Consider the following 24,874-nt stretch of genomic DNA (forward strand, 5'->3'; position numbering starts at 1 on the left):
ACAGCGTTGTCATCGACTCATTTCCTCCATATGAGACGAGGAGCGCACCTTGCTCTATCGGAACTCACCGCGCCGGCGTGCGACAGCAGCCGCCGCAGTCGGCATCCTCATCACGGGACTGGCGCTCGCTCCGGCCGGGCCGGCCCAGGCCAGCTCCAACAAGGACCAAGACGCAGCCGTACGGTCGGGCAACGCACGTTTCGAGGTGCTGTCCCCGACCCTGATCCGCACCGAGTACCAGAAGGACGGCAGGTTCACCGACGCCGCCACGTTCAACGCCATCGGGCGCGATGACTTCCCCCGTACGCGTTTCACGAAGCACGTCGAGCACGGCTGGCTCACCATCGACACCGGCGCGATGACGCTGCGGTACCAGGTCGGCTCGGGCGCGTTCACCGCCGACAACCTGACGGTGCGGCTCAAGACCGGCAAGCAACTCGTGCAGGGCCAGCCCTGGGCCGGCCACACTGCTCCGGCGTGCGCGTTCGGCGCGCTCTGCGAGGCCGAATCACTACAGCTGAGCGGTCCCGGCGTGGCCACCGACCACCGGGGGTACACCGGGCGCGGCTTCGCGGCCGGTTTCGCCTCGTCCGGCGACTCGGTCACGTTCGCGCTCGACGCGCCGGCCGGCGGCACGAAGCAGCTCGCCGTCCGCTACGCCAACAGCACCGGCGGCGACGGCCAGAACGTGACCCGCACCCTGACGGTTCTCATCGACGGCGACGCCGGCCGTTCGCTGACGCTGCCGCCCACCGCAAACTGGGACACCTGGGGCCTGGCCACCGTGCCGGTCGACCTCGCCGCCGGCCGGCACGAGATCAGCGTCGTGCGGGGCCCCAACGACTCCGGCAATGTGAACATCGACAGCCTCGCGGTGGTCAACCCGGGTGATCCGTTCCCGGCGCCGGCCGCGCCCGAGCCGCAGTCCCTGCGATTCGGCACGCTGGGTGAGGCCGAGACCGGCGCGCTGACCGGCGGCGCGAAGCCCGCGAACGACCACAACGGCGCTTCCGGTACGGGGTTCCTGGCCGGCCTGGAGAGCACCACGTCGGCAGTCGCGCTCACCGTGACGGATGTCCCGGCCCCGGGTGACTACCAGGTGCAGATCCGCTACGCCAACGGCCAGGCCGGTGCCCAGCCGAGCCAGGCGCGCACCATGTCGGTCACGGCCGGAACGGCGGCGCCGGTCACGGCGACCCTTGCGCCGACCAGCGGGTGGGACTACTGGAACACCGTTTCCGTCCCGGTCCACCTCGACCGTGGCACCAACACGGTGACGCTGGGGTGCCCCACGGACGCCAGTTGCAACGTCAACGTCGACACGGTCGCCGTCACGAGCAAGGACTCCCCGCTGCTCGCCCCGCACGCGCCGCTCGGCGGCTACCGCCGGGGTCTGGACGGCGTGACCGGTGCCGCGCTCACCGCCCCCGGCCTGCTCTACCAGGACGGCTGGTACCTGCTCGACGACTCCGCCTCGGCCCTGCGCACCACCAAGCCCCGGCCCGCCTCGGAGCAGGACGGCTACGTCTTCGCGTACGGGCAGGACTTCACCCGTGGCCTCAAGGACCTGTCCACCCTGACCGGGCCCACGAAGCTGCTGCCCAAGTGGGCGTACGGGGTGTGGTACTCCGAGTACTACGACCGCACCGCCAGCGAATTCCAGGACCTGGTGGCCCGGGCCAGGGCTGAGGGCGTACCCATGGATGTTCTTGTCCTTGACACCGACATCAAGGCGCCGGACAAGTGGAACGGCTGGAGCATCGACCCCACTCGGATTCCTGACCCGAAGGCGTTCTTCGACTGGGCCCGCAAGCAGGGCCTGCACACCGGCATCAACATCCACCCCAGCATCCTCGGCTCGGACCCGAAGTTCGCCCAGGCGCAGGCCACCGCGAAGGGCAAGCTCCAGCGCGTCGGCTGCAACGGCGGGCCCGACTGCTACGCGTTCGACTTCGGCGACCCGGACCAGCTCAAGGCATATATGCAGCTGCACGACGGGATGATCCCGAAGGGCACCAAGGGCCCGGACCTCTGGTGGCTGGACTGGTGCTGCGACAACACGAAGTCCTCCCTCGCCGGGGTGACGGCGGACGCGTGGATCAACCAGCAGTACGCCGACAAGACCGGCTTCGCGTTCTCCCGGGCGTACGGCTCGTTGCAGGCCGGCGGCTACGGCAGCCCGACCCCGGTGGCGACCGGCCCGTGGGCCGACAAGCGCACCACGCTGCACTTCACCGGCGACACCACCTCCGACTGGTCGACCCTGCAGATGGAGGTCGGCTACACGCCGGGCGAGTCGGCAGCGACCGGACTGGCCGCGGTCAGCCACGACATCGGCGGGCACACCGGCGGCCTCCAGGAGCCGGGCAGCGAACCGGGCAGCACCAAGCTGCCCGACGACCTGTACGCCCGGTGGGTGCAGTTCGGCACGTTCCAGCCGATCGACCGGCTGCACTCCAACCACAGCGACCGGCTGCCCTGGCAGTACGGCCCGGCGGCGAACGCGTCGGCCAAGAAGTTCCTCAACCTGCGTAAGGAACTGCAGCCGTACACCTACGCCGCCGCGAAGGAGGCCACCCGCACGGGTACGCCAATCGTCCGCTCCATGTACCTGGCGTACCCGAATGAGCAGGCCGCGTACGCCACCGCCGGTTCCGAGTACCTCTACGGGCCGGACTACCTGGTGGCACCCGTGACGACGCCCGGCAGCACCGCCACCACCTCGGTGTGGTTCCCGCCAGGCAACAGCTGGACCGACATCTTCACCGGGAAGACGTACCGGGGCGGCACCACGCAGAACATCACCACCACGCTGGACACCATGCCGGTGTTCAAGAAGCAGTGAACTTTTAGAGATCCGGACGGCCGGGTGGGGGCAACCCCGCCCGGCCGGTTCGTTTGATTGGGCTGGATTCAGTGTCGGCGGGGTCGGCGGGCCAGCGACAGCCAGCCGAGGAAGCGGGCGTGCAGCGTGGGCAGGTCCGGGCGCAACCCCAGGTTGTACGCGTCGTCGATGGCGTCGTGCATCGACGCGGCCAGGTAGAACGCCAGAGCAATGGAGTGACCGTAGAACTCGTTGGCGAGGGCGAGTTGGGCCGGGGCGCACGGCCAGGGCGCGGCGCAGTTGCGGCACAGCCACGCCGGACGCATCGGCAGGTGCGGGCGAGGGCGGACGGTCATCCGACCCGCACCGGCTGCCGGGTCGCTCCGCGTTTGACGGGCTTGATTGGTACGGCGGGCAGGGGTTGCAGCCGTACGCCCGCGCGCATCACGTACAACTCGCGCCGCGCGACCGCGTCGCCCGCCGCGTTCAGCTCGTAGCCTTCAATCCAGACCCACCCGTCGTACGTGTGCCGCTCGGGCAACTCGCGGATAACGCGTACGAAGATCGGGCGTAGGAACTGCACGCTCGCCGCGGTGGTCAGGTGGATTACGTCGCCAGCCTTCATCTTCCCGAACTTCTCGGACTTGTCGTCGGGCACGGTCTTCCCCTGGGTGCTGTTGGGAAGGGGCCGCTCCCGTGAGTGCTCGCCCGTCGGGAGCGGCCCCGTTACGCACGCGACCACCGGATCTCGTGGGCCTGCCAGCCGCGCCGCCTGGTGACACTCTGCTGTGAAGGCCACTACGCTCGGAAGGTGTTCCAGGTGTCCGGGCCGGAGCTGGCAGAACAGGCTCCAGGCGTGTGGCACCTCGGGTAGTCGATCTCCGATTTGAGGAGCGTTGAATGGCTGACGTGCCGAGTCCTCTCGCGGACTTCATCGTGAGCGAGATCCGCCGTGCTCGTGGAGCGTCCGGGATGACGCAGGAGTCGTTCGGCCGGGCGGCGGGCTTCAGCGCTTCGCATGTCAGCGCCGTGGAGAGCGGCACCCGAGCGCTGACGATGGACTTCATTCGGGGAGCGGACCGCGCCTTCAACAACGACGGGCTGTTCGGACGCCTGGTGGTGAAACTCGGCGCGCCGTCGTGGTTTCTGCCGTGGCTGGACGCCGAGCGCGGCGCTCGGCAGCTTCGTCTCTTCGAGCCGCTACTGATCCCGGGCCTGCTTCAGACCGAGAACTACGCCCATGTCGTGATGCGCTTGAACGACCTCATGTCGGCCACCGAGGTCGACCAGCAGGTAAGCGCCCGCATGAGTCGACACAAGATCCTCACCGGCGACAGCCCACCGCAGGTGGTGGCTGTGCTGGACGAATCCACGCTCCGCCGCGCGGGCGACGAACACGCCGGCATCATGGCCGAACAGGTCGCCCACCTCATCACCGTCGCCCAGCTGCCGCACGTTCACATCCACGTGATCCCGGCAAGCGCCGGCCTCCACATTGGGCTGTCCGGGCCGTTCGCGCTGGCGCGGGCTGGCGACGGGTCCTGGGTCGGGCACCTCGAAAATCAGCTGGGCGGGATCGTGGTCGACAACGAAGATGGGCTACATACTCTTCATGCGAGGTGGGAGAACGTTCGGAACGAAGCACTCCCGCGCCGACAGTCCGACGAGCTGATGAAGGAAGTGCACGGCCACCATGGACCTCACTAACGCCATCTGGCGCAAGTCCCGGCGCAGCGGATCGTCGGGGGGCAACTGCGTCGAAGTTGCTGACAACCTGCCCGGCGTCATCGGTGTCCGAGACAGCAAGGATCCTGCGGGCCCGATCCTGGCCTTCGCCCCGGCAGCCTGGCGGGCGTTCGTCGCCCAGGTCGCCGGGCGGCCGTAACTATAGTCAGGCGCGCGAGCCCTTTGCGCCGGATCAATGCGCCGCGTTCGACCATGGCTCAAATCGCCGCGCTACCGCGCCGTTAGTCCACCTGCTGAAGGAAGTTGAGAGCCATCATGGACCTCAGTAACGCCCGGTGGCGCAAGTCCACCCGCAGCGGCGCGAGCGGCGGCAACTGCGTCGAGGTGGCGCGCAACCTGCCCGGTGTCGTGGCGGTACGCGACTCGAAAGACGCTGCCGGTCCGGCACTGACCTTCACCCCGGCAGCCTGGGCCAGGTTCGTCGCCCAGGTCGCTGGGCGGCCGTAGCGCCGCGACGCACTACGGCCTCACCCGGCGCATCGGGGAGTCCACAAACCGGGCGGGTTCCCCACATACACAACTGCGGCCCACTACCGCTGATCAGCATGCGTCCTTTCCGAGACTCGCGAACTCATCGACAGATACGCTTCTCTGCACCTCGCCGTTGCCCACAATTTCGGTGATCAGAACCGATCCGGGCCGCATGTCTTCCAATTCAGTAAGCCGGAAGGTCACCGAACGCGAGGTGAAGCTGCTGTCGCTGGCGACACCGAACAGCTGGAAGGCCGCGTTCGGGCTGGGGGCCGGGTCACGTGGGAAGCCCTCCAGACGCACCGTCGTCGGCGAGGTCGCCGCACGCGGTACGGCGTACCGTCGTCCCGGCCAGTAGGGCCAGCTCGTGGAAGTCGCCACGGCGGACGGGGATGGCGAGATCGACGCCCGTTCGGCAAAGAACATAACAACGTCTGGCGGACGGTCCGCGCACCAGGACAAAACCGCAACGGGCTGCCCATCGGCATCCACGCCCACGCCGGTAACGCCTTTGATCTCAGGCGTGCAAGCGGTCAACCCGGCCAGCACGAGAATGGCAGCCGCCAGCAAGACACTGAGCCGCCGCGCCTTCAGCAGCATTTGAACGGCCATGCCCGACGGTCGCAGCGCCGCGTCAACCTGCGACCCCAACTCCGTCACAGACTGATGACGATTAGTGACCCCCGGTCTGTAGCCCGAACAGGTTGTCGAGCACCTTCCTCTGCCACCTCGACAGAACTGCCGAGGTGGCAGCTGAGAGCCTGGAGCTGACGCACCACCCGTCGTCAGTCCTCGTCGAGGAGGCCTCTGTCCCGGTCCCAGAGCAGCCCTTGATGACCGTGGCCGCCGCCTGGCGCTCGTCGCAGGCCCTCAAGCGCCTCAACCAGCGGTGAACCATGCTGACTCCTCAGCGGCAGCCAGAGCCCTCGTTCCCCGTCCTGATGGCTGGCTACGTCATCGACTTCCATCACCGGTCAGTCTGCTCGAAGTGCTCTGACGACGGATGCCCGCGACTGACGGCGGCCGGCGAGACCCTACGCGCCTGGAGGTACCGGAAGAGCCGACGTGAAGGCCGGTGACGTGTTGTATCTGACCACTTCAGCAAGCCCACAGTTCGCACAACCGATCCTCTGCCGCCTGATTAAAATCCGCAGGGATCTCCACACTTATGACGGGTGGGTGTGGCTTGACGGGCTACCAACTGCACCAAGAAGGCGAAGCTATAGCCCGCAGGGAGTTGTTTGCTCTTAGAAAGGGCGTGCAGATACTGCCATTGGACAACGAAAAGCCCCACCAATAGCAGTTTGAAGCCCTCAAGGCACCGGGAGATGGACCAACCTGAACTGTACTCGCCGGCCCTCCGCCTCAACTCCCATCCAGGCCGCTAGGAGCACACACCGGATCTTCGCGCCTAACGTGCCGCCGCGCCGCTCGACCCGATTGCGATCCACCACCGCTGGCTTCGAAGATGAGCAAATTCCAACCATCGAGCTATTTGCGCCCCTAAAAGAGCCGCGGTCTTTCGCTGCGATCGTCACCACGACGTATCACCCTGTCTTTACCTGCACTCCGACGGGTGGATGGGACCACCCCAGGCTTAACAAGATCGATCTTCGCTAGCGCGACACCCAGTCCAGCGCCACGGATAGCACGCTCAGCAAGGTCAAGATTGACCTTGCTGAAAAAGAACAGTGAATCCGCAAGCTTTCCAGGCTTGTCAGTAGCTATTGCAAAAACAATCTTCCAGTCCCCCAAGGCTCCCACCCTGGCAGCCTGAGCCATTTTGTTGAAGTGTTGTAGAACAGCGCTCTGATACTGCCTACTGTCACTAAAGAGTCGAGCCGAAACCGCACCCTGCGCAAAAAGGTGAGAAAGCGTAGGCGAGGACTCTTTCATTTTCTTCACACAAATCAGCTCCTTGCGACGCGTCAGCAGATCGCAAATTTCTACTTTTAGATTCCTTCCTCCTTTGCTGTAGAAAAGGGACTGATCCAAAACCACGTGGTCGATGTTACTACCCAACGCCTCGAGATTGTAATCGCCTTCATCTTCCGCTCCAGCAAACCAGGAGCGCAGCGACAATTCTTCAGTCAGGTCAGGAATTCGCCGGATCCGTTCCTGCAGGCCCGCAAGGTGGTCTCTATCGATGCGATACCATGCGCCAGCGCATGGCGCATAAATCCCCTCGCCTAGCTCCACCTCTGCCACAACGTAGGGCATGAGCGAGGTCTTAACAGGCTTCTCGACGCCCTCGTAAAAGGCATGAACTTGAACTGATGCCATCGGATCGGGGATGTCCCATTGAGAAACGGCCCCCAAGACGGCATCCTTGTTTATCTCACCTTGAACTTGGTAAGACTTGCGACCCCATTTAAGAAGAACACGATCAGGCCTGGCCAGCCGATCCGAGTCGGGATTCATAAATTCGATGTCCTCGCCACCCGACAGGATCTTCTTATCCAACTCCGCTTTAAGTTTCAAGTGGAGTTCGCCTCTTGTGCGGGGAACGCGAGTAAAGTAATCCAAGAACGGAAACTTCTCTTTGTACTCCCGCGAATCATACGCCGCGATTACTTCATCAAGCTTCTCCGGCAACGATCTATAACTAAAGGACTTCATCGTGAGCCGTAGGGAATCACCCCCCGCCACACCCGTGCCAAGCTCTTCTGGTGGCTTTCCTTCTAAGTATCGAACGAGATCAGCGGTGGGTTCGATGCCAAGCTTGTGCAGAGAGCCAGCCGACGGCATCGAGATAACTTGACTTCGTCCCGAGCCGACGATCGCCCGTGTATCTACACCCCTCAGCGCTTCAGGGTCAACTACATTCGCCGCCACCCTCAGGCCAAATCCAGCCTCAATCGAACTTGAATCAACCGCGTGACGACCTGTGCCGTAGACGAGCAGGAAGCGGTGGCCGCTTCGCTCTATTCGGACTACCGCCCCTGTGCTCTGATTCTTGAGCCCAATTATTTCCTCTGCAGTCTGGTCGAGCGCCAAAAGCATCAAGTCTTTCTGCCATTTGGGTACATTAACCTTGGCAGTCTTAACGTACAGGCCGATCTCTAGGCCAACTATCTCCTTGACGGGGACTGGCTTATATTCCTCGTCGACCACAGCCCTGAGACCCCAATCACCCTCGTCGAGATCATCGCGAAGCTTGAATAGGACTAGATCCACTTCCCCTCCCAACGACAAGGAATAGGCCAGGCTAACGGACCAGTCGTAGTCGGTGAAGGATGCGATCGCCCTTCAGTCGGATTAATGACGGCGCTCTTGACGGCTCGCCAACGCCAAACGCACAACCGCGCTGTGGCAATGGAGCCAGCGGACAAGTCCACCCCACCGATCCGCCCTGGTCATCCATCCTGGGGCATCCATCCTGGGCGAGGAATTGCCGAATAGGCCTGTTGTAGATCAAGGCACCGCGCTCCGCGCGGTGCGGGCGGCAAGCCCGGCCGGCGGCAAGCCGCCGGGAAACCGCCCCCACGGTCGGATCTCAGCGCAGCGCGAGTTCGTCCGGGAAGCGCTCATGAAGCGCGGCGACCGCATCCTTCAGGCAGTAGTCGAGGCTGTGGCCGTCGACCCTGATCGACGCGCCGTCGAGCCCCTGACCCGAGATCACCACGGTCCAGGGCTTGCGCTCCCGCTCCCCGTCAATCTTGACCAGCCCGACCAGACCCATCTCCCCCAGGTGCTCCAGCACCTCCAGCACGCACTCGTCCCACCTCATCCACGAATGGGACCACCAAGACCGCTACGGAAGCCAGCCGGTCGGTCCGGTCGTGCGTCAGGGCTTCTGAGCCACCCCCGCTTTATGGAGCTTCTTGACCATGGCCTGATGGCCATGGGGAGGAAGTCGTCCGTGGCAGCACCGAAGAAGTACCCCGACGAGCTACGTCCGCGCTGTGCGCTTGTACCGCGAGTCGGACCCGAAGCCGGTGATCCGGCGCCTGGCCGAGCAGCTGGGCGTGCATCACGAGGCATTGCGGAACTGGATCCGCCAAGCCGAGGCCGACGCCGGCGAGCGTCACGACCGGCCGACCAGCAAGATGGCTGAGGAGAACCGCCAGCTGCGCAGAGAAGTCACCGAGCTGCGGCGGGCGAACGAGATCCTGAAAGCGGCGAGCGCGTATTTCGCGGCGGAGCTCGACCCGACCCGGCGACGGTCATGACGTTCATTTATGAACACCGTGACCAATTCGCGGTCGCGCTCCTGCTACGGGTCCTGAACATCGACGCCTCGACCTACTACGCGTGGGTCAGGCAGGCCGAGCAGCCCTGCGACCGCGACGTGGTCGACCTGGGCCTGTTGTCGAACATCTACGAGATCTGGGAGACCTCCGGACGCACCTACGGCGCGGACCGGGTGCACCGGCAGCTACGCCGTGACGGCATCGGTGTGGGTCGCAAGCGGGTCGAGCGGTTGATGGCGGCCCACGGCTGGCAGGGTGCGTTCCTGCGTCGAGGCTGGCGCGGCGGCTCCACCCGGCAGGATCCACGGCACACGCCGGCGCCAGATCTGGTCAACCGGCAGTTCACCGCCGCCGGGCCGAACCGGCTCTGGGTCGCCGACCCCACCCGCATCCCCTGCGGCGAGGGCGTGTTCTGGCTCGCCGCGGTCCGGGATGCGTTCTCCCGCCGGACCGTCGGCGGGAAGACCTCCGACCGCTGCGACACCGACCTGATCCTCGCCGCCCTCGAATACGGCATCTGGTCCCGCGACGTCCGCGACGGCCAACTGATCCACCACTCGGACCGTGGGTCGAACTACACGTCGTTTCGCTTCGCGGAACGCTTACAGGACAACGGGATCCTGCCGTCGATGGGCTCCGTCGGCGACTCCTACGACAACGCCCTGATGGAGAACTTCTGGTCCACGCTGAAGATCGAACTCGTCTACCGCACGAGCTGGCGGACCCGCGACGAGGCCGAGAACGCGATCTTCGCCTACATCGACGGCTGGTACAACACCCGCCGCATCCAGAAGGAACTGGGCTACCTCAGCCCGGACGAGTAGGAGACCGCCTGGCACAGCCGCCAGACGCAACCCTCCGAGCCACCTATCGCCATCCCTGCACCAGCCGGGAGCAGGTAACCACCGCTCCATCAAAGCGGGGGAACTCATTCGCACCTCGGATTCCAGCTTTGACCGATAGGCGCGTTTCCGTCGAAGGACCGGGTCGTTTACCAAGGTTGGGTACGCTTGAGGTCGCGGATGCCGCGTTGAGCCGCAAACCCTGCTCTGTTTGGACGCCAGCACTACGGGTAGGCCTCGACTGTGGGTGGTAGCTGCCGTTAACGCGGGCATGGTACGGTGCCGTCCTTCGGACGCGATCTTTAGGCAGCGCGCACATCGCCGTGCGGCATGCAGTCGTTAGCCGCGGGCAACCAGAGGCTACCGGAATGGTTAGGGGGTAGCGGTGGCACTCTTTCCAGGTCACCGCCCAAACGGCACTGTCTCGGCCGTTACGCCCAAAGTCGCCCAAACCCCTCTGGTCGATGCTATCGCTACCGCCCCCGATGCCTCGCTGGCCCAACTGCCCTGCTACGACATCCTGATCCGGCCACTTCAAGGCATCGATCTGCTGCCAGTCATGCAGTCGGTAGGACCCACAGTGAGGCAGCTCTATCCTCAGGGGGACCAGCAACTCTTCCGGAGGCTAGGCGAGGTTCTAGACGGGCAAGCTAGGTGCACCGTCGCCGTAGCCCTCGGGCGTGCCGGAGGCCAACATCTGGTCGGGGTAGCGGTTGAAACGCCAAAGGGCCCGGACCGCTTCAAGCTCAGCACGCTCTGGGTTGACCCGACAATGCGCCGAAGAGGCGTGGGCCGTCGTTTGGTGCAGAATTGTCTTTGCAGATGGGCTCGAGAAGAGACGGAAGTCGGATTTCTGACAGTGCGGAACCAGCACTCCGCGAGCGTACGCTCACTTCTGGTACCGTTCGGCTTTGACCAAGCTTCTCTTGAGTTGAACAGATACGGCTTTGGCGAGGATGAGCTTGTCCTGCAGTGGTCACTGGCGGAGCAGCTCGCGGCGGCGGACTTCGCAACACCTTCCATGCTTGACAACGCCGAACTAAAGTAAGGCACCTGCACCCCCCGTCGAGTGCCCTCACGCTCGGCTACACCCCTCGGTTCTTCGAAGGTGAAGCTTAATGGGCTTCTTCGCGGTCGTCCGCCATCCCAGGCCACCTGCATTCGAAGTCTGCAAGCTTGACATCAATCTGTGGTGCCTGCCGGGCCTATTTCGCAGGTCCTTGTTCTTGTGTGACATCGGCTTGAAGGTAAGACCATCCTCCTCAGCGTTGGACTCCTTCCGGATCGCCGTACCTTTCGGAACCGCTGAAGGGGAGTTGACAGACGTAATTCCCCGGATGCTGAATCGCACCGCAGACCTGAATCTTGTCTTCGGCAATACGGCCGTCAGTGTTGCCACAGACGGGAACGGAGAGCGGGTCTACGACGACGGTGATGGGCCGATGATCCTTATGTCACTCGACACAAGAAAATGCGTTCGCGACTCGAAGATAAGCACGGCAGAGTTCTCACTGTGGGAGATTTTCCCGGCTCGAGCGATAGAGGCAGAGGAGGAGGTTTACCTCAGATTTCGCCTTCCGGTCAGGAACCCTGGGCGGATGTGGACTTGGCACCGCCTCGGACACCGCCGTGCGGGCGCACTTCTCGATATGCGAGTAAATGAGCTCCGCGAGACGGTTGCGGTTTCATCGGACCTTGACTGGTCACATCTGGTCGTGGACGTGCAGCATGTCAACTGTCTTGCCGTAGTGCCTGCCTCACTGCAGAGCTACCAGCAGGCGCCCGAGATGCACTACACGCGAATTCTCGAGGGCCTCGTGTGGGAACCATATCTCGATCGTGCGATAAACCTGTTCAGCAAAAGCAAGGTCCTCGTCTACTTCTGGCGAAGCAAGGGCGTAGTTTCTCGAGATAACGAGTTCCGGTCCTTTGCGGCGTTTTCGAGAGCTCGCGGTGGTTCGGTCATGCGGACGGCTATGACCGCAGCTCTCTTCGTTTCCGTTCTCCTGTTTCTTACCCAGGACCCGGTTACATTTGAGCGGAGCTACCTCTTTAGGGCATTCAGTGGGACCTGGACGGCGATGCGCAGTCATCTGCTGCTCCTCGGCGGCGGCGCCGGCACTCTGCTAATTGCTAGCAAATTTGCTGCACCGGCTCTGCGATACATCCCTCTTCTGAAGAAGTTGCCCAAGTGGGCGCGCGGAGTGGAGCAGAAGATATACCGGAGCCGCAGATACAGAAATGGCTAGCCTCAGGCCGGGTACTGGCAATCTCTTTGTCGAGCCTGTCGGCAGGGATGGACCAGCCCTGGCTCATCAGGCGGACCAGGTAGCACGACAGGAGCAGGCGACCCGGCCATAGGGTGGAGGTCCGTTCATCCGGTCACACGGCCCCTTAACCTCAGTGTGAGCCGGCGGGCGTTGGGGATAGGTTGCACTCCGCTCATCAACTTCATCGGGCACACTCTTGAACAGAACTGAGGCCGACAGGGCGCCGTCTGCCGCGCCAGTCCCACCCTGGGACTGGCTTGCCGCTGGATCACAGGTCGCGGCGCCATCTCCACCGGCGGGACGTTCCCGCCCCTCCCCCACAGCTGCTGCCCGACTCGGGGACTATCAAGCGGGGGCCTGAAGATGACCCACGACGGCACAGCCAGCCCGATCTGAGACGAGGTTCGACTCAGTCGACCCTCAGGGCGTCTCCAGGGCACCGGATGCCGCCCGACGTTTGACCATGAATGACGCCTCAACATCGAACCAGCTCAAGCCTTGATCAGGTCTCTGAGCTGGGGGGCGACGGACGAGTCGACCTGTACGCCGGATTCTGTGCGCGGCGCGTACCCCAAAGGGGTTCCGCGCCGGCGGCGGCCATCCATCTCGGCCTGCCGTTGCCGGCAGGCTCTAGCGGCCTACCCGCAGACATCGGGCGGGCAGCCCTCAAGCGTCTGCGCCGGGTCGTCATCTTGCGGTGACGGCCCTTGCTTGGCCTTGCTCCGGGTGGGGTTTACCGAGCCACCCCGGTCACCCGGGGTGCTGGTGGGCTCTTACCCCACCGTTTCACCCTTACCGTCCCCGTTGGGGTCGGCGGTCTGTTTTCTGTGGCACTGTCCCGCGGGTCGCCCCGGGTTGCCGTTAACAACCACCCTGCCCTGTGGAGTCCGGACGTTCCTCGGCGGCGGGCCGGAGCCCGCCGACGCGACCGCCCGGTCGACTCGTCCGTCGCGCTCCCATCCTAACGACGGACGCTCTTCCAGTATTGCCGCCCCGCCTGGGCAAGATCGGGCAGCTCATAGGCGATCCGGCGACGCCAGCCTAAAAGGCGGCGGCTAGCCTCGTGGGGCTATGGATCTCTCCCACGCCGCGCTGCTGCTCGCCGCCGGTCTCGCCGCTGGCACGGTCAACGCGGTGGCCGGTGGCGGTTCGCTGATCACCTTCCCGGCGATGATCGCGGTCGGGTTGCCGCCGGTGCCGGCGAACGTGAGCAACTCCGTCGCCGTGTTCCCCGGGTACGTGGCCAGCGTGGCGGGCAGCCGGCAGGACCTGCCGCGCCCTCGGGCGCTGGCCACGCTGGTGCCGACCACCATCGTGGGCACGATCGTCGGGGCGCTGCTGTTGCTGGCCACCCCGGCCCGCGCGTTCGAGCTGGTCGTACCGTTCCTGGTGCTCGGCGCGACCGCGGTCCTGGCCTTCCAGGACCCGCTGCGCCGGCTGGTCGGTCACCCCCGCGACCTGTCGCCACGGCGGCGGACGGTCGCGGTGCAGACGATGGTCGCGCTCGGCGCGGTGTACGGCGGGTACTTCGGCGCGGCGCTCGGGGTGATGCTGGTCGCCGGCCTGGCTCTGGTGCTGGACGCGACGCTGGCGCGGGTGAGCGCCATCAAGAATCTGCTCTCCGCATTGGTGGGGCTCACGACGCTTGTGGTGTTCGCCCTGTTCGGCCCGGTGAACTGGGCGGCGGTCGCGGTGGTCGCGCCGGCGACGCTGATCGGGGGGTACGCGGGCGCCCGGCTCGTCCGTCGGCTGCCGCCGGTGCTGCTCAAGACGCTGATCGTGGTGTTCGGTACGACGATCGGCCTCTACCTGCTCTGGCGTGCCCTGCACTGAGCGGCGTCAACGCCAAGATCCGCGCAACTTCCGGGATGTTGCTGCCTCAGCGAGCCCGGAGGCAGCAATATCCCCGAAAGTGCGCGGATCTCGAACGGCGCAGCGGACCGGCGGGAGCCGGGGGTCAGTACGCCTCGCCGACCGGCTCCTCGGCGGTGTTCTCGGCACTCGCGGCGCTGCGGTTCCAGCGGGACCACAGCACCCGCTCGCCGTAGCCGGCGGCCATCACGTGCGCGAAGGCCAGGTAGACCAGCACGCCGACGGCGAGCACCCCGAAGCCGACCCAGAACGGCAGCGACAGCGAGCGCTCGGCGAGCTTTCCGGAGATGATCGGCGCGGGCGCGGCGGCGCCCCAGCGGACCAGGTTGAACGCGCCGGTGGCGAGCCTGCGGTCGCTGGAGCCGAGGCCGAGCGCCAGGTCGGTGAGGTTGGCGTTGGCCAGGCCCATGCAGAGGCCGGCGAGCACGAGCACCACGAGCGCCTCGGCGGTGCTGGTGGAGGTGGCGAAGAGGACCATGCAGACCAGCAGCCCGGCGATGGCCACGCCGACGGTCTGCACCGCGCCGATCCGGTGGGCCAGCCGGTGGCCGATCACCAGGATGCCGGTGGCCAGGCCGAGCCCCCAGCCGGTGAACGCGAGCCCCAGCGGGACGACGTCCAGGCCGAGGAAGAGCGGCGTGTAGCCGAGCACGACGAAGAACACGAAGTTGTACGCGGCGGTCACCACGCAGAGGGCGATGAACGCCGGTCGGCGGTAGGTGGCGAAGATCTGGCCGACGCGTACCGGGGCCTGCCGGTTGGTGGGTTCGCGCAGCTTGCGGGCGGCCACGCCGAGCGCGAGCACCATGAAGACGCCGCAGACGAAGAACGGCAGCCGCCAGCTGACCTGGCCGAGCAGGCCGCCGATCAGCGGTCCGACGGCGAAGCCGAGGCCGAGGGCTGTCTCGAACAGGCCGACCACCCACTCCCGGTCGACGGCCAGGTTGACCAGCACCACCATGGCGGTGGCGAAGAACATCGCGTTGCCCAGCCCCCAGACGCCGCGCAGCACGGACAGCTGCACGATGTTGTCGCTGAACGAGGCGAGGATGGCGGCCAGCCCGACCACCGAGACCCCGGTGATCAGCACCGGCTTGAACCCGAACCGGCCGCTGGCGAGCGTCGCCGGGATCATGCCGAGGGCCATGACCGCGATGTACGCGGTGAACAGCAACTCGACCTGCCAGGCGGTGACCCCGATCGCGTCGCCGATGGCCGGCAGGATCGGGTCGACCACGGCGATGCCGGCGATCGCGAGGAAGGCCACCAGTGTGGTGGCGTAGATGGCACTGCGGTTTGGTTCGGATGACCCATCCACTCCGACTCCCCAATTAGCTGTATCGTACAGGTATTTACCCTGTATCATACAGCTATGAGCGACGACCACGAGAGCACCCTCGGCCGGATCGAGACCGAGGTGGCCCTGTTGATGCGCTTCGGCGAGGCCACCCGGCGGGCCACCGGCACCGCCGAGCACCGAGTGCTCGACCGCGCGGCGTACGTCATCCTGCGGCACCTGGACGCCGCCGGCCCGCAGAACGTCTCCGCCCTCGCCGCGCGACTCAACCTGGACGGCTCGACGGTGACCCGGCAGGTCTCCGCCCTGCAACGCGACGGCCTGATCGTCCGCGCCCCCGACCCGACGGACGGCCGAGGCACGGTCATCTCCCCCACCCCGGCCGGGCTACAGCGGATGGCCGCCGTGCAGGCCGCCCGCACCCGGCTCTACGGCGACATGCTGGCCGACTGGAGCACCGAGGACCGGGCCACCCTGGCGACCCTACTGGGCCGCCTCAACCAGGCCCTGGTGAACCGCAACCGCCGCTGAGCCCGCCTCCCCGGTGGCGTGCGCCCGGACGGCGCGCCAACGCCCCACCGTCGCCCCGGGCGCCGACCTCGCGGCGGGCGCCCGGGGAACGGGGTCAGGCGACCGGTTCGCGGGCCGAGTCGGCGTCGCGGTCGGCGCCGGGGGTGATGCGGGGGTCGCCCTCGTCGGCGAAGTAGTCGTCCGGCGTGGTGCCGTCGACTCCCTCGGGCGCCTTGGCGGCCCGCAGGACCAGCGTCAACAGCGCGGCGACCGCCAGGTTGACCAGCACGGCCACGATGCCGACGTAGATCGTCTTGGGCGTGTCGAACCCGAACTTCTCCAGCGGGAACGCCGACCCGCCGAAGTGCTTCCGGGTGGGGCTGGCCACCTGGTAGAGCATCCACATGCCGAGCCCCATCCCGGCGACCCAGCCGGCGATCAGGGCGGTCCGGTGGAACCAGCGGGTGTAGAGGCCCAGCGCCACGGCCGGCAGCGTCTGCAGGATGATCACGCCGCCGATGAGCTGGAGGTCGATCGAGAACTGCGGGTCGAGGAACACGATGCAGGCCACGGCCCCGACCTTGACCACCAGCGAGGCGATCTTCGAGACGTTCGCCTCCTGCGCCGGGGAGGCGTCCCGCTTCAGGTACTCCTTGTAGATGTTGCGGGTGAACAGGTTCGCCGCCGCGATCGACATGATCGCCGCCGGCACCAGCGCGCCGATGCCGATGGCGGCGTACGCGACCCCGGCGAACCAGTCCGGGAACTGCTTGTCGAACAGCAGCGGCACGATCGTGTTGTTGTCGACGCTGCCCGCCTTCGCCCCCGCCAGCGGCTTCACCCCGGCCGCGATGGCCATGTAGCCGAGCAACGCGATCAGACCGAGCAGCAGGCTGTACGCCGGCAGCGCCGACATGTTGCGCTTGATCACGTCGCGGTTCCGGCTGGCCAGCACGCCGGTGATGCTGTGCGGGTAGAGGAACAGCGCCAGCGCCGAGCCGAACGCCAACGTGACGTACTGCAGCTGGTTGTTGCCGTTGAGCAGGATGCCGTCGTTCGGGTTCGGTGACGCCTGGAACTTCGCGTCCGCCGCGTCGAAGATGTCGCCCCAGCCACCGAGCTTGTACGGCAGGTAGATGACCGCCACCAGGATGACGATGTAGATCAGGCTGTCCTTGACGAACGCGATCAGCGCCGGAGCGCGCAGCCCGGACTGGTAGGTGTACGCCGCCAGGATCGCGAACGCGATGATGATCGGCAGGTGCCGGGCCAGGGTGCTCTCACCCGTGACGCCCATCGTCTTGAGGACCGCCTCGATGCCGACCAGTTGCAGCGCGATGTAGGGCATCGTGGCCACGATGCCGGTGATCGCGATCAGCAGCGCCAGCACCGGCGAGTCGAACCGCGTACGGACGAAGTCGGCCGGGGTGACGAAGCCGTGCCGGTGCGAGACCGACCAGAGCCGGATCAGCACCAGGAAGACCAGCGGGTAGACGACGATCGTGTACGGCACCGCGAAGAACCCGGCCGCCCCGGCTCCGAACATCAACGCCGGCACCGCCACGAAGGTGTACGCGGTGTAGAGGTCACCGCCGACCAGGAACCAGGTGATCCAGCCGCCGAAGCTGCGCCCGCCCAGGCCCCACTCGTCGAGGTGCGCCATGTCCTTCGGCCGCCGCCACCGCGCGGCCACGAAGCCCATCGCGCTGACCAGCAGGAACAGCAGGGAGAAGACGATGATCTCGGTGAGATGGTCACGCCACATCAGTGCTCACCCCGCTTCTTGGTCATCTGGTAGACCAGCGTCGTCGTGGAGACACCGAGCAGGATCCAGGCCAGTTGCAGCCAGTAGTAGCGCGGGAACCCGAAGATCCGGGGCGCGTCGCCGTTGAAGAACGCCGGGATCAGCGGCACCACGATGGGGAGAAAGAGCAACCAGTTCCAGGGACTGTGGTCCTTCGCCCGGGTTGGCGCCGTGGTGGGCGCCTCCGGTTCCGGTGCAGGCATCTGACACACCTCCGGGGAGTCGAGGCACTCGATGTAACGGCCGGAGGCTACGACTCTGTGACCGCCGTCACGATCAGCGCCCGGACGGCTCTGCGCCGAACGGCGCACCGGCTGCGCCGAACGGCGCGACAGTTCCGCTGGCGGGCGAGGTGCGACCGGTGCCGGAGGGGCGCGGCTCAGGCGGCGGGCAGGTGCGCGGTGTCGTTGACCGTGCGGACCGCGATGCCGCCGTCGGGCCACATGTCGAGCACCGAGATGCCGGCCGCGTCCAAAAAGAGCCGGTGCAGGAAGGCGTCGCTGGCGGCGAGGGCGTCGCGCAGCGCCAGCTTGATCGGCGAGACGTGCGAGACGACCACCACGGTCTCCCCGGGGTACGCCGCCGGCAGCGCGTTGACGACCCGGTGGACGCGTTCGGCCACCTGCGTGAACGACTCGCCGCCCGGCGGGGCGATCCGTGGCGAGGCGAGCCAGGCGTCCATCTCCCCCGGCCACTCCTGGCGTACCTCGGCGAAGGTGCGCCCCTCCCACTGCCCGAAGTCGCACTCGATCAGGTCGGTCTCGGTGCGGACCGGCACGTCACCGAGCGCCCCGGCGATCGCCGCGGCGGTGGCCGTACACCGGGACAGGGGTGAGCTGAGCACGGCCGCGACGGACGGGGCCAGCGCGGCCACCCGGGCGCCGGTGGCGCGGGCCTGGGCCCGGCCGCGCTCGGAGAGCGGCACGTCGCCGCGGCCGGAGTAGCGGCCCTGCTCGGTGTACGCGGTCTCGCCGTGCCGCACGAGGATCAGGCGGGTGGCCGTGAAGCTCGGGCGGGGCTCCCAGGAGGCCGGCGCGGTGGCCGGGTCGCTGCCCGTCGTGGCGCCCCCGGCCGGGGCGCTGGCCGAGGCCGGTGCGCCGAGGGAGGCCGGCGGCGGGGTGGGCCGGCCGGCGGCGGCGTCCATGGCGGCGTTGGCCAGCGCGTCGGCGTGCCGGTTCTGCTCGCGGGGAATCCAGGTGAAGCGGACCGCGCCGAAGCGGCCCACCAGCGTGGCCGCCTGGGCGGCGAGCGGCCGCAGGCCCGGGTGCTTGATCTGCCACCGGCCGCACATCTGCTCGACCACCAGCTTGGAGTCCATCCGGACGTCCACCTCGGCGGCATTCAGCTCGGCGGCGGCCCGCAGACCGGCGATCAGGCCCTGGTACTCGGCGACGTTGTTGGTCGCCGTACCCAGCGACTCGGAGCGCTCGGCGAGCACCTCGCCGGTCTCCGGGTCGCGCACCACCGCGCCGTAGCCGGCCGGCCCGGGGTTGCCCCGGGACCCGCCGTCAGCCTCGACGACGACCACGCGCGGCGCCACGACCTACAGGCCCGACTCGTTGGTACGGACCATGATCCGCCGGCAGTCCTCGCAGCGGACCACGTCGTCCGGGGCCGCCTTGCGGATGCGGGCCAGGTCGGCGCCGGAGAGGTCCAGCCGGCAGCCGCCGCAGCGGCCCGCGGTGAGCAGCGCCGCGCCCAACCCGGTGTCCGCGCGGATCTTGTCGTAGAGGGTGACCAGCTCGGCCGGGAGGTCGGCCGCGAGCGGCTGCCGGGCCCCCCGCTTGAACTCCTCGTCCTTGGCGATCTCGGCCAGCGCGTCGTCACGGCGCTGCTCGGTGGCGGCCCGCTTCTCCCGGGTGTCGGCCAGCCGCTGCTCCACGCCGTCCAGCACGCCCTGCGCGGTCTCCCGCTGCTCCATCAGCTCCAGCTCGGCGTCCTCCAGGTCGCCCTGGCGCCGGTTGAGCGAGGCCAGCTCGTGCTGGAGCGCCTCCAACTCCCGGGCCGGGCCGGTGCCGGCGGCGAGTCGGTTCTGGTCCTTCTCCTTGCGGGCCCGCACCTGCTCGACGTCCTTCTCCAGGCGGGCGATGTCCCGGTCCAGGTCGTCGACCGCGACCTGGGCGCGAACCCGCTCGTCCTCCAGCGACGACAGCTCCCGGGCCAGCGCCTCCAGTTCGGCCCGCTCCGGCAGCGAGCGGCGGCGGTGCGCGAGCTGGGCGAGGTTGGTGTCGATCGCCTGAAGGTCGAGCAGGCGGCGCTGGACCTGGGGGTCAGCCTTCACGGTCGGGCTCCTTGTCGTCCACAACGGGTGCGGCGGCGTGCATGGTCCACGGATCGGTGTCCAGGTCGGACACCAGCGTCTCGACGCCCGGCGCCTCTCGCAGGAGGGCGGCCAGGTCGTCCAGCCACGGTCGTTCGGTCGCCCAGTGGGCGGCGTCGATCAGGGCGGGACCATCGGCGGCGAGGTGCTCGCTGGCCGGATGGTGCCGCAGGTCGGAGGTGAGAAACGCGTCCACCCCGGCGGCGGTCGCGGCGCCGAGGAAGCTGTCCCCCGACCCACCGCTGACGGCGAGGGTACGAACCCTACGCCCGGGATGCCCCGCGGCGCGAACTCCCCAGGACGTGACGGGGAGCACGGCGGCGGCGTGCCGGGTCAGCTCGGCGAGGGTCATCGGGCGGGGCAACTCCCCGATCCGGCCGATGCCCCGGTCGTCGCCGTGAGCGGCCGAGCCGGCCGCCGGCCGCTGCAACGGGCGCAGGCCGGTCAGGCCGAACCGGGCGGCGAGGGCGTCGGAGACGCCGGGGGACGCGACGTCGGCGTTGGTGTGCGCCACGTACAGCGCCACGCCGGCCCGGATCAGCTGGTGGACGATCCGCCCCTTGACTGTCGTCGCAGCGACCGAGGAGACCCCCCGCAGCAGCAGCGGGTGATGCGCGACGATCATGTCCGCGCCGACGGTCAGCGCCTCGGCGACCGTCTCGGGCACCACGTCGACCACGCAGAGCACCCGGCGGACCGGGGCGCTCGGCTCGCCGAGCACCAGGCCGACGCGGTCCCACTCCTCGGCCCAGCTCGGCGGATAGCGCCGTTCCAACTCGGCGACGACGTCCGTCACCGTGGCTGTGGATGCGCTGATGCTCACGGCGGGCCAGCTTACCGGCGCGGGGACCTTCGGGCGGCGACGCCCGGCCCGGCCGCGCCGGTCTGTCGACCCGTGGGAGGCGACCGGCGGGCGCTCAGGCGGCCCGGTACGCGACGGTCCGCAGCGCGGCCAGCGGCATCTGCCAGGGGAACGCGTGCAGGTGCTGCTCACCCGTCCCGGGCGGGTGCAGGGCGACCACATGATCACCGAAGAGCACCGTGACGCCCCAGTCGGCCAGCCGGGCCACACCGGCCCGGAACGCCGGGTGGGCGGCCATCGCGACATTGGTGTACGGCACCGCGACGATCGGAACGCCCTTGCCCTGCGCCTCGACGAGCAGCCCGAGAGCGAGGGTGTCGGCGATGCCGGCCGCCCACTTGTTGACCGTGTTCACGGTCGCCGGGCAGACGATCATGGCGTCGGCCGGCGGCAGCACGTCCGGGTCGCCGGGATTCTTGTAGTGCGTCCGCACCGGGTGGCCGGTCTGCCGGACCAGGGCCGGCCGGTCGACGAACTTGGCGCCGTCCGGCGTGGTGATCACGCAGACGTCCCAGTCATCCGACTGGGCCAGCTCGACCAGACGGCCGACGTGGCGGGCCAGCGGCGAACCGCAGGCGATGACGTAGAGCACCGCACGGTGCTCGCTGGTGTGTGGTGCGCCGGTCATCAAGCCGGCTCCGCGCTCATACCCCTACTCCCATGTGCTCAGCCAACTCCGCTACCGGAGAAGGCGGCGCACCACGTGTGCGACGAAGGACGTCCGACATCACCTCGTGGGCGATCGGCCGGCAGCGGATCTCCGACGGCGCGAGCCGATCGCCGAGCAGCAGCATCTCGCCGGCGTTCGCCACGTCGCCGATCTGGGCGTACCCCCGGGCGATGTCGAGCAGGTGGTGGGCGCGGCGCTCGGGCAGCAACGCGTTGAACGCGGGCTCCACGATGCGTACCTGGTGCACCTCCACCGCGCGGCCCCCGTCACCCAACTCGACGGCGGCGGCGGCCCGGTGCAACTCGACGTTCGTCGGGCCGAACGAGGTCCAGTAGTGGTTGTGGTCGCCGCCGAGCAGGGTGGCGGCCTCCTGCGCGCAGTTGATCAGGTCGTCGACGCTTGCCGAGTCACCGATCCGGGACGCGGCCATGGCCCCCTGCAACAGCAGCATCCCGTAGACCGACAGCCGGGCCGGGGAGACCTCGTTGCTGCCGCCGGGAGCCAGCCGGTTGGCGATCTGGACGTTCAGCTCCAGCGCCGGCCGGGCCCGCCCCATGGCGACCAGGGCGTTGCAGACCCGGGTGGTGGCGATGCCGGCCAGCAGCGGGTCGTCGGCCCGCTGGGCCACCGCCATCGACCGGTCGGCGGCCAGCCAGGCCAGCTCGCACTCACCGAGCTTGCGCAGCACCGACGAGGCGATCTGGTAGACCTGCCCGAGCAGGTGGGCCGCCTCCGGCGCCTGCGCTCCCCCGTAGGCGGCGTCGGCCGCCTGAGCGTCGCGCAGCAGCTTGGGCAGCGCCCGGGTGAGCATCCCGTAGCGGCCGTACTGGTAGGTGAGCCAGGCGTGGTTGACGGCCTTGCGCATGTCGTCCAGCGGAGGCGGGTACGGCACGGCGTCGAAGTAGGCGCTCATCGAGTCGTACCGCTCCAGGGCGGCCCGGATCTCCTGCACCTCGACCTGGTCGATGCAGTTCAGCGCGTCGGTACGCCGCTCCGGGTCACGGCCCAGCAGCAGTTGCACGTCCATCTGCAGGATGTCGGCGATCTCGTAGAGGACGGAGAACTTGTCCAGCCGGCGGACGCCCCGCTCGACCTTGTCCACCCAGCTCTTCGACTTGCCCAGACGGTCGGCGAAGACCTGCTGCGACATCTTGCGTCGCCCCCGCCAGTAGGCCACTCGCCGTCCAATGGGTAGCTCGTCCATCTCCCCATCCCTCCCCTGCCGCCGCCACCCATCGGTTGGCGGCGATGTCCGCGGGTGCGGCGATCCGTCGTTCGTCTTGCAGTTTTCGCTGGTCGCACAGCCTGTACGTCAGCCGGACAGCCAGTCCTCGTACTTTTCGTGCAAGTTGCACGAGCCGTTCGTCAACCTCAACGATCGTGGGTTACGGCAGTGACGGTGCTCGACATGCGACCTGGCGTTCGCCGGGCCCGACGAGGGGAGATGGCACACATGTGGGGGAACGTCGTACCGCGCGTCGCCGAACTGTCGCCGCTGGAACGCGTCCGGCTGCGCCGGGTCGCCATCCGGTACGCCGTACACGGCTGGGAGGTGACCCCCGGCGCCTGCCTCGCCCGCAGCCGGTTCGTGTGCGGTCGGGCCGGCTGCCCCACGGTGGGCTGCCACCCCGCCCTGGAGAACTGGGAGCTGGCCGCCACCACCGATCCGGCCCGGGTGGCCACCTGGTGGCGCACCCGCCCGCACGGCGTGCTGCTGCCCACCGGCCGGACCTTCGACGTGCTGGAGGTGCCGGCCCACCTCGGCCGGCACGTGCTCGACGCCGTGCAGGTCCACCCGGCCGGCACCGGCGTACGCGGGCCCGTGCTGGTCACCCCCACCGGCCGGTGGATGTTCCTGGTCCGCCCGGGCGACCCGCTCCGACCGGAGTTGGAGCACTGCTTCCACGTCGTCCGGCACGGGCCGGGCTCGTGGATCCCGGCGCCGCCCACCCGGCTGCCCGAGGGGACCGTCCGCTGGGCGGTCGCCCCGGAGCAGGCACGCTGGCGGCTTCCGGACTCCTACCTGGTGCAGAACACCCTGATCGAGGCGCTACGGGCCAGCGGGGTGACGCTCGCCCCCGACCTGCTCCCGGGTCACCTGCCCCTGCCCCGCCGGGGCAGGTGACCCGGGCCCCGGCCGACGATTCGATCCGGTGACCGACAGCGTCGCCGGACGGCCGGTGCTCGTTGAGCAGGTGACAGCGCGAACGCGCGCCACGAACGGGGGAACGATGTCCACGGACGACAGGTCGCCGTATCCCGGCGGCACCGAACCGCCCCGTCGCAGCTATCCGCGGCACCGCTGGGCGGGCACCCGCCCGGCCGGCTCGCGCCCCGGGCGGCCCCGCCCCACCGGCACCCGCCCCGCCGGCACCCGTCGCCCGCTGCGCTAGACCGTCTCTCCGGATCGTCGCCGGCTCGCGCCCGGATCCAGAAGACACGCGTCTAGACCGTCAGCGGAAGCGCGGTGGAGTGGAACTGGCGGGCGTCGTCGGTGACGACCGCGTGGGTGTGGTCGCCGACACGGTCCAGCCAGCCGATCCCCGCCGCCCCCATGGCCAGGGCGGCGGTGGCGTAGGCGTCGGCGACGCCGAGGTCGCTGCCGACCACGGTCACCGAGCGCAGCCCGCTGGCCGGCGCGCCCCGACGGGGGTCCAGCACGTGCCGACCCCGCTCGTAGACCCCCGAGGTGGCCACGGCCAGATCGGTGCCGGCGAGCACCAGACACGTCGCCATCGCGTCCCAGGGGTGCCGGATGCCGATCCGCCACGGCTCCCCCGTCGGCGAGAAGCCGCGGACGCGCACGTCACCGCCGGCGTTGACGCAGTGGTTCGCCGCGCCGGCGGCGAGCAGCCGGTCGGAGGCGACCTGCGCCGCCCAGCCCTTCACGAACCCGGACGGGTCGAACCGCCCGGTGGCGTACGCGTCGAAGAACCCGTCGGTGGCGCCCCACAGGTCGGCGCACGCCTCCAGGACGAAACGCAGGTCCGCCGACGCCTCGGAGAGCAGCACCTCGCCCCGGTCGAAGCGGCACACCTCGCTGTCGGCCTTGTACGTGCTGAAGCGGCCGTCGACCTCACGCATCCAGGCGAAGACGTCATCGGCCAGTTCGTGCAGGCGGCCCGGTGGCAGGTCGTCGGCGAGGTCCAGGGTGATCGTCGTACCCATGATCTGCTCGACCCGGCAGAGCCCG

General features: G+C 68.1%; 24 protein-coding genes, 1 other RNA gene and 1 pseudogene. 11 read left to right on the top strand and 15 right to left on the bottom strand.

The annotated features are described in order from the left end of the window. Positions 1-49 precede the first annotated feature (49 nt). Positions 50-2,845 carry a TIM-barrel domain-containing protein gene (locus tag ACFYPH_RS08550; RefSeq protein WP_355064301.1) on the top strand — a complete coding sequence of 932 codons (2,796 nt, stop codon included), beginning with the start codon at positions 50-52 and terminating at the stop codon, positions 2,843-2,845. A gap of 68 nt (positions 2,846-2,913) precedes the next feature. On the opposite strand, the gene ACFYPH_RS08555 is transcribed toward ACFYPH_RS08550, so the two are convergent. Further along, positions 2,914-3,180: a hypothetical protein gene (locus ACFYPH_RS08555; protein ID WP_355064299.1), complete on the bottom strand. Its 267-nt coding sequence runs from the start codon at positions 3,178-3,180 to the stop codon at positions 2,914-2,916. Continuing rightward, positions 3,177-3,449, bottom strand: coding sequence for a hypothetical protein (locus ACFYPH_RS08560; protein ID WP_355064351.1), 273 nt, complete (start codon positions 3,447-3,449; stop codon positions 3,177-3,179). The genes ACFYPH_RS08555 and ACFYPH_RS08560 overlap by 4 nt, the downstream gene beginning before the upstream one ends. Before the next feature lie 275 nt (positions 3,450-3,724). On the opposite strand from ACFYPH_RS08560, the gene ACFYPH_RS08565 reads away from it, so the two are divergent. The 3 genes from ACFYPH_RS08565 to ACFYPH_RS08575 all read left to right on the top strand — a co-directional run bounded on the left by ACFYPH_RS08565 (position 3,725) and on the right by ACFYPH_RS08575 (position 5,017). Then, the gene (locus ACFYPH_RS08565) at positions 3,725-4,531 is read left to right on the top strand and encodes a helix-turn-helix transcriptional regulator (RefSeq protein WP_355064297.1); all 807 of its coding nucleotides are present in this window, start codon (positions 3,725-3,727) and stop codon (positions 4,529-4,531) included. After that, positions 4,518-4,709 carry a DUF397 domain-containing protein gene (locus ACFYPH_RS08570; protein WP_355064295.1) on the top strand — a complete coding sequence of 64 codons (192 nt, stop codon included), beginning with the start codon at positions 4,518-4,520 and terminating at the stop codon, positions 4,707-4,709. The genes ACFYPH_RS08565 and ACFYPH_RS08570 overlap by 14 nt, the downstream gene beginning before the upstream one ends. Positions 4,710-4,825: 116 nt before the next feature. Then, complete coding sequence (locus ACFYPH_RS08575; protein ID WP_355064293.1) at positions 4,826-5,017, top strand: DUF397 domain-containing protein; 192 nt, start codon at positions 4,826-4,828, stop codon at positions 5,015-5,017. A 93-nt stretch (positions 5,018-5,110) separates the two neighbouring features. Here ACFYPH_RS08575 and ACFYPH_RS08580 read toward each other — a convergent pair whose 3' ends face one another. The 3 genes from ACFYPH_RS08580 to ACFYPH_RS08590 all read right to left on the bottom strand — a co-directional run bounded on the left by ACFYPH_RS08580 (position 5,111) and on the right by ACFYPH_RS08590 (position 8,771). Further along, a complete protein-coding gene (locus tag ACFYPH_RS08580; RefSeq protein ID WP_387180230.1) occupies positions 5,111-5,653 on the bottom strand; it encodes a hypothetical protein in 543 nt (180 codons plus the stop codon). Positions 5,654-6,544: 891 nt separating this feature from the next. After that, a complete protein-coding gene (locus ACFYPH_RS08585; protein WP_355064287.1) occupies positions 6,545-8,218 on the bottom strand; it encodes a DUF6119 family protein in 1,674 nt (557 codons plus the stop codon). Between the two features lie 319 nt (positions 8,219-8,537). Then, positions 8,538-8,771 (bottom strand): hypothetical protein, encoded by a 234-nt coding sequence (locus ACFYPH_RS08590; RefSeq protein WP_355064285.1) that lies wholly within the window; start codon positions 8,769-8,771, stop codon positions 8,538-8,540. A gap of 154 nt (positions 8,772-8,925) precedes the next feature. On the opposite strand from ACFYPH_RS08590, the pseudogene ACFYPH_RS08595 reads away from it, so the two are divergent. The 4 genes and pseudogenes from ACFYPH_RS08595 to ACFYPH_RS08610 all read left to right on the top strand — a co-directional run. Continuing rightward, positions 8,926-9,213 (top strand): annotated as a pseudogene (locus ACFYPH_RS08595) (transposase); the annotation flags it as partial. Next, positions 9,210-10,058: an IS3 family transposase gene (locus ACFYPH_RS08600; RefSeq protein WP_355064283.1), complete on the top strand. Its 849-nt coding sequence runs from the start codon at positions 9,210-9,212 to the stop codon at positions 10,056-10,058. The pseudogene ACFYPH_RS08595 and the gene ACFYPH_RS08600, both read left to right, overlap by 4 nt. 577 nt (positions 10,059-10,635) lie before the next feature. Then, positions 10,636-11,124: a GNAT family N-acetyltransferase gene (locus tag ACFYPH_RS08605; RefSeq protein WP_355064350.1), complete on the top strand. Its 489-nt coding sequence runs from the start codon at positions 10,636-10,638 to the stop codon at positions 11,122-11,124. Positions 11,125-11,194: 70 nt separating this feature from the next. Next, positions 11,195-12,325 carry a hypothetical protein gene (locus ACFYPH_RS08610; RefSeq protein WP_355064281.1) on the top strand — a complete coding sequence of 377 codons (1,131 nt, stop codon included), beginning with the start codon at positions 11,195-11,197 and terminating at the stop codon, positions 12,323-12,325. Positions 12,326-12,872: 547 nt separating this feature from the next. Here ACFYPH_RS08610 and rnpB read toward each other — a convergent pair. After that, positions 12,873-13,290: RNase P RNA component class A (gene rnpB, locus ACFYPH_RS08615), an RNA gene on the bottom strand. A gap of 127 nt (positions 13,291-13,417) precedes the next feature. On the opposite strand from rnpB, the gene ACFYPH_RS08620 reads away from it, so the two are divergent. Continuing rightward, positions 13,418-14,179 (top strand): sulfite exporter TauE/SafE family protein, encoded by a 762-nt coding sequence (locus ACFYPH_RS08620; protein ID WP_354856618.1) that lies wholly within the window; start codon positions 13,418-13,420, stop codon positions 14,177-14,179. A gap of 124 nt (positions 14,180-14,303) precedes the next feature. Here ACFYPH_RS08620 and ACFYPH_RS08625 read toward each other — a convergent pair whose 3' ends face one another. Then, entirely contained in the window at positions 14,304-15,536 is a 1,233-nt protein-coding gene (locus ACFYPH_RS08625; protein WP_387180236.1) for an MFS transporter, read from the bottom strand. A 54-nt stretch (positions 15,537-15,590) separates the two neighbouring features. On the opposite strand from ACFYPH_RS08625, the gene ACFYPH_RS08630 reads away from it, so the two are divergent. Further along, a complete protein-coding gene (locus ACFYPH_RS08630; protein ID WP_363940961.1) occupies positions 15,591-16,046 on the top strand; it encodes a MarR family transcriptional regulator in 456 nt (151 codons plus the stop codon). A gap of 94 nt (positions 16,047-16,140) precedes the next feature. Here ACFYPH_RS08630 and mctP read toward each other — a convergent pair whose 3' ends face one another. From mctP to ACFYPH_RS08665, 7 genes are all read right to left on the bottom strand, one after another. Continuing rightward, positions 16,141-17,790, bottom strand: coding sequence for a monocarboxylate uptake permease MctP (gene mctP / locus ACFYPH_RS08635; protein WP_387180238.1), 1,650 nt, complete (start codon positions 17,788-17,790; stop codon positions 16,141-16,143). Further along, on the bottom strand, positions 17,790-18,032 hold the full coding sequence (locus ACFYPH_RS08640; RefSeq protein WP_354856610.1) for a DUF3311 domain-containing protein: 243 nt from the start codon (positions 18,030-18,032) through the stop codon (positions 17,790-17,792). Before ACFYPH_RS08640 ends, mctP begins: the two co-directional genes overlap by 1 nt. Positions 18,033-18,208: 176 nt before the next feature. Next, positions 18,209-19,369: a bifunctional RNase H/acid phosphatase gene (locus ACFYPH_RS08645; protein ID WP_355064275.1), complete on the bottom strand. Its 1,161-nt coding sequence runs from the start codon at positions 19,367-19,369 to the stop codon at positions 18,209-18,211. Between the two features lie 3 nt (positions 19,370-19,372). Beyond that, positions 19,373-20,110, bottom strand: a complete 738-nt coding sequence (locus tag ACFYPH_RS08650; RefSeq protein ID WP_354856603.1) for a C4-type zinc ribbon domain-containing protein — start codon at positions 20,108-20,110, stop codon at positions 19,373-19,375. Further along, entirely contained in the window at positions 20,100-20,972 is an 873-nt protein-coding gene (locus ACFYPH_RS08655; RefSeq protein ID WP_387180242.1) for a Nif3-like dinuclear metal center hexameric protein, read from the bottom strand. The genes ACFYPH_RS08650 and ACFYPH_RS08655 overlap by 11 nt, the downstream gene beginning before the upstream one ends. Positions 20,973-21,066: 94 nt before the next feature. Next, positions 21,067-21,639: a flavoprotein gene (locus ACFYPH_RS08660; protein ID WP_354856600.1), complete on the bottom strand. Its 573-nt coding sequence runs from the start codon at positions 21,637-21,639 to the stop codon at positions 21,067-21,069. Between the two features lie 16 nt (positions 21,640-21,655). Further along, complete coding sequence (locus ACFYPH_RS08665; RefSeq protein ID WP_355064271.1) at positions 21,656-22,885, bottom strand: helix-turn-helix domain-containing protein; 1,230 nt, start codon at positions 22,883-22,885, stop codon at positions 21,656-21,658. A 249-nt stretch (positions 22,886-23,134) separates the two neighbouring features. On the opposite strand from ACFYPH_RS08665, the gene ACFYPH_RS08670 reads away from it, so the two are divergent. Continuing rightward, entirely contained in the window at positions 23,135-23,806 is a 672-nt protein-coding gene (locus ACFYPH_RS08670) for a bifunctional DNA primase/polymerase (RefSeq protein WP_354856687.1), read from the top strand. Between the two features lie 320 nt (positions 23,807-24,126). Here the strand turns inward: ACFYPH_RS08670 and ACFYPH_RS08675 are convergent, their stop codons facing one another. Beyond that, a complete protein-coding gene (locus tag ACFYPH_RS08675; RefSeq protein ID WP_387180561.1) occupies positions 24,127-24,849 on the bottom strand; it encodes an FAD:protein FMN transferase in 723 nt (240 codons plus the stop codon). Positions 24,850-24,874: the final 25 nt, after the last annotated feature.

The sequence above is a fragment of the Micromonospora sp. NPDC005252 genome (genome assembly GCF_042872475.1).
GTDB lineage: Bacteria > Actinomycetota > Actinomycetes > Mycobacteriales > Micromonosporaceae > Micromonospora.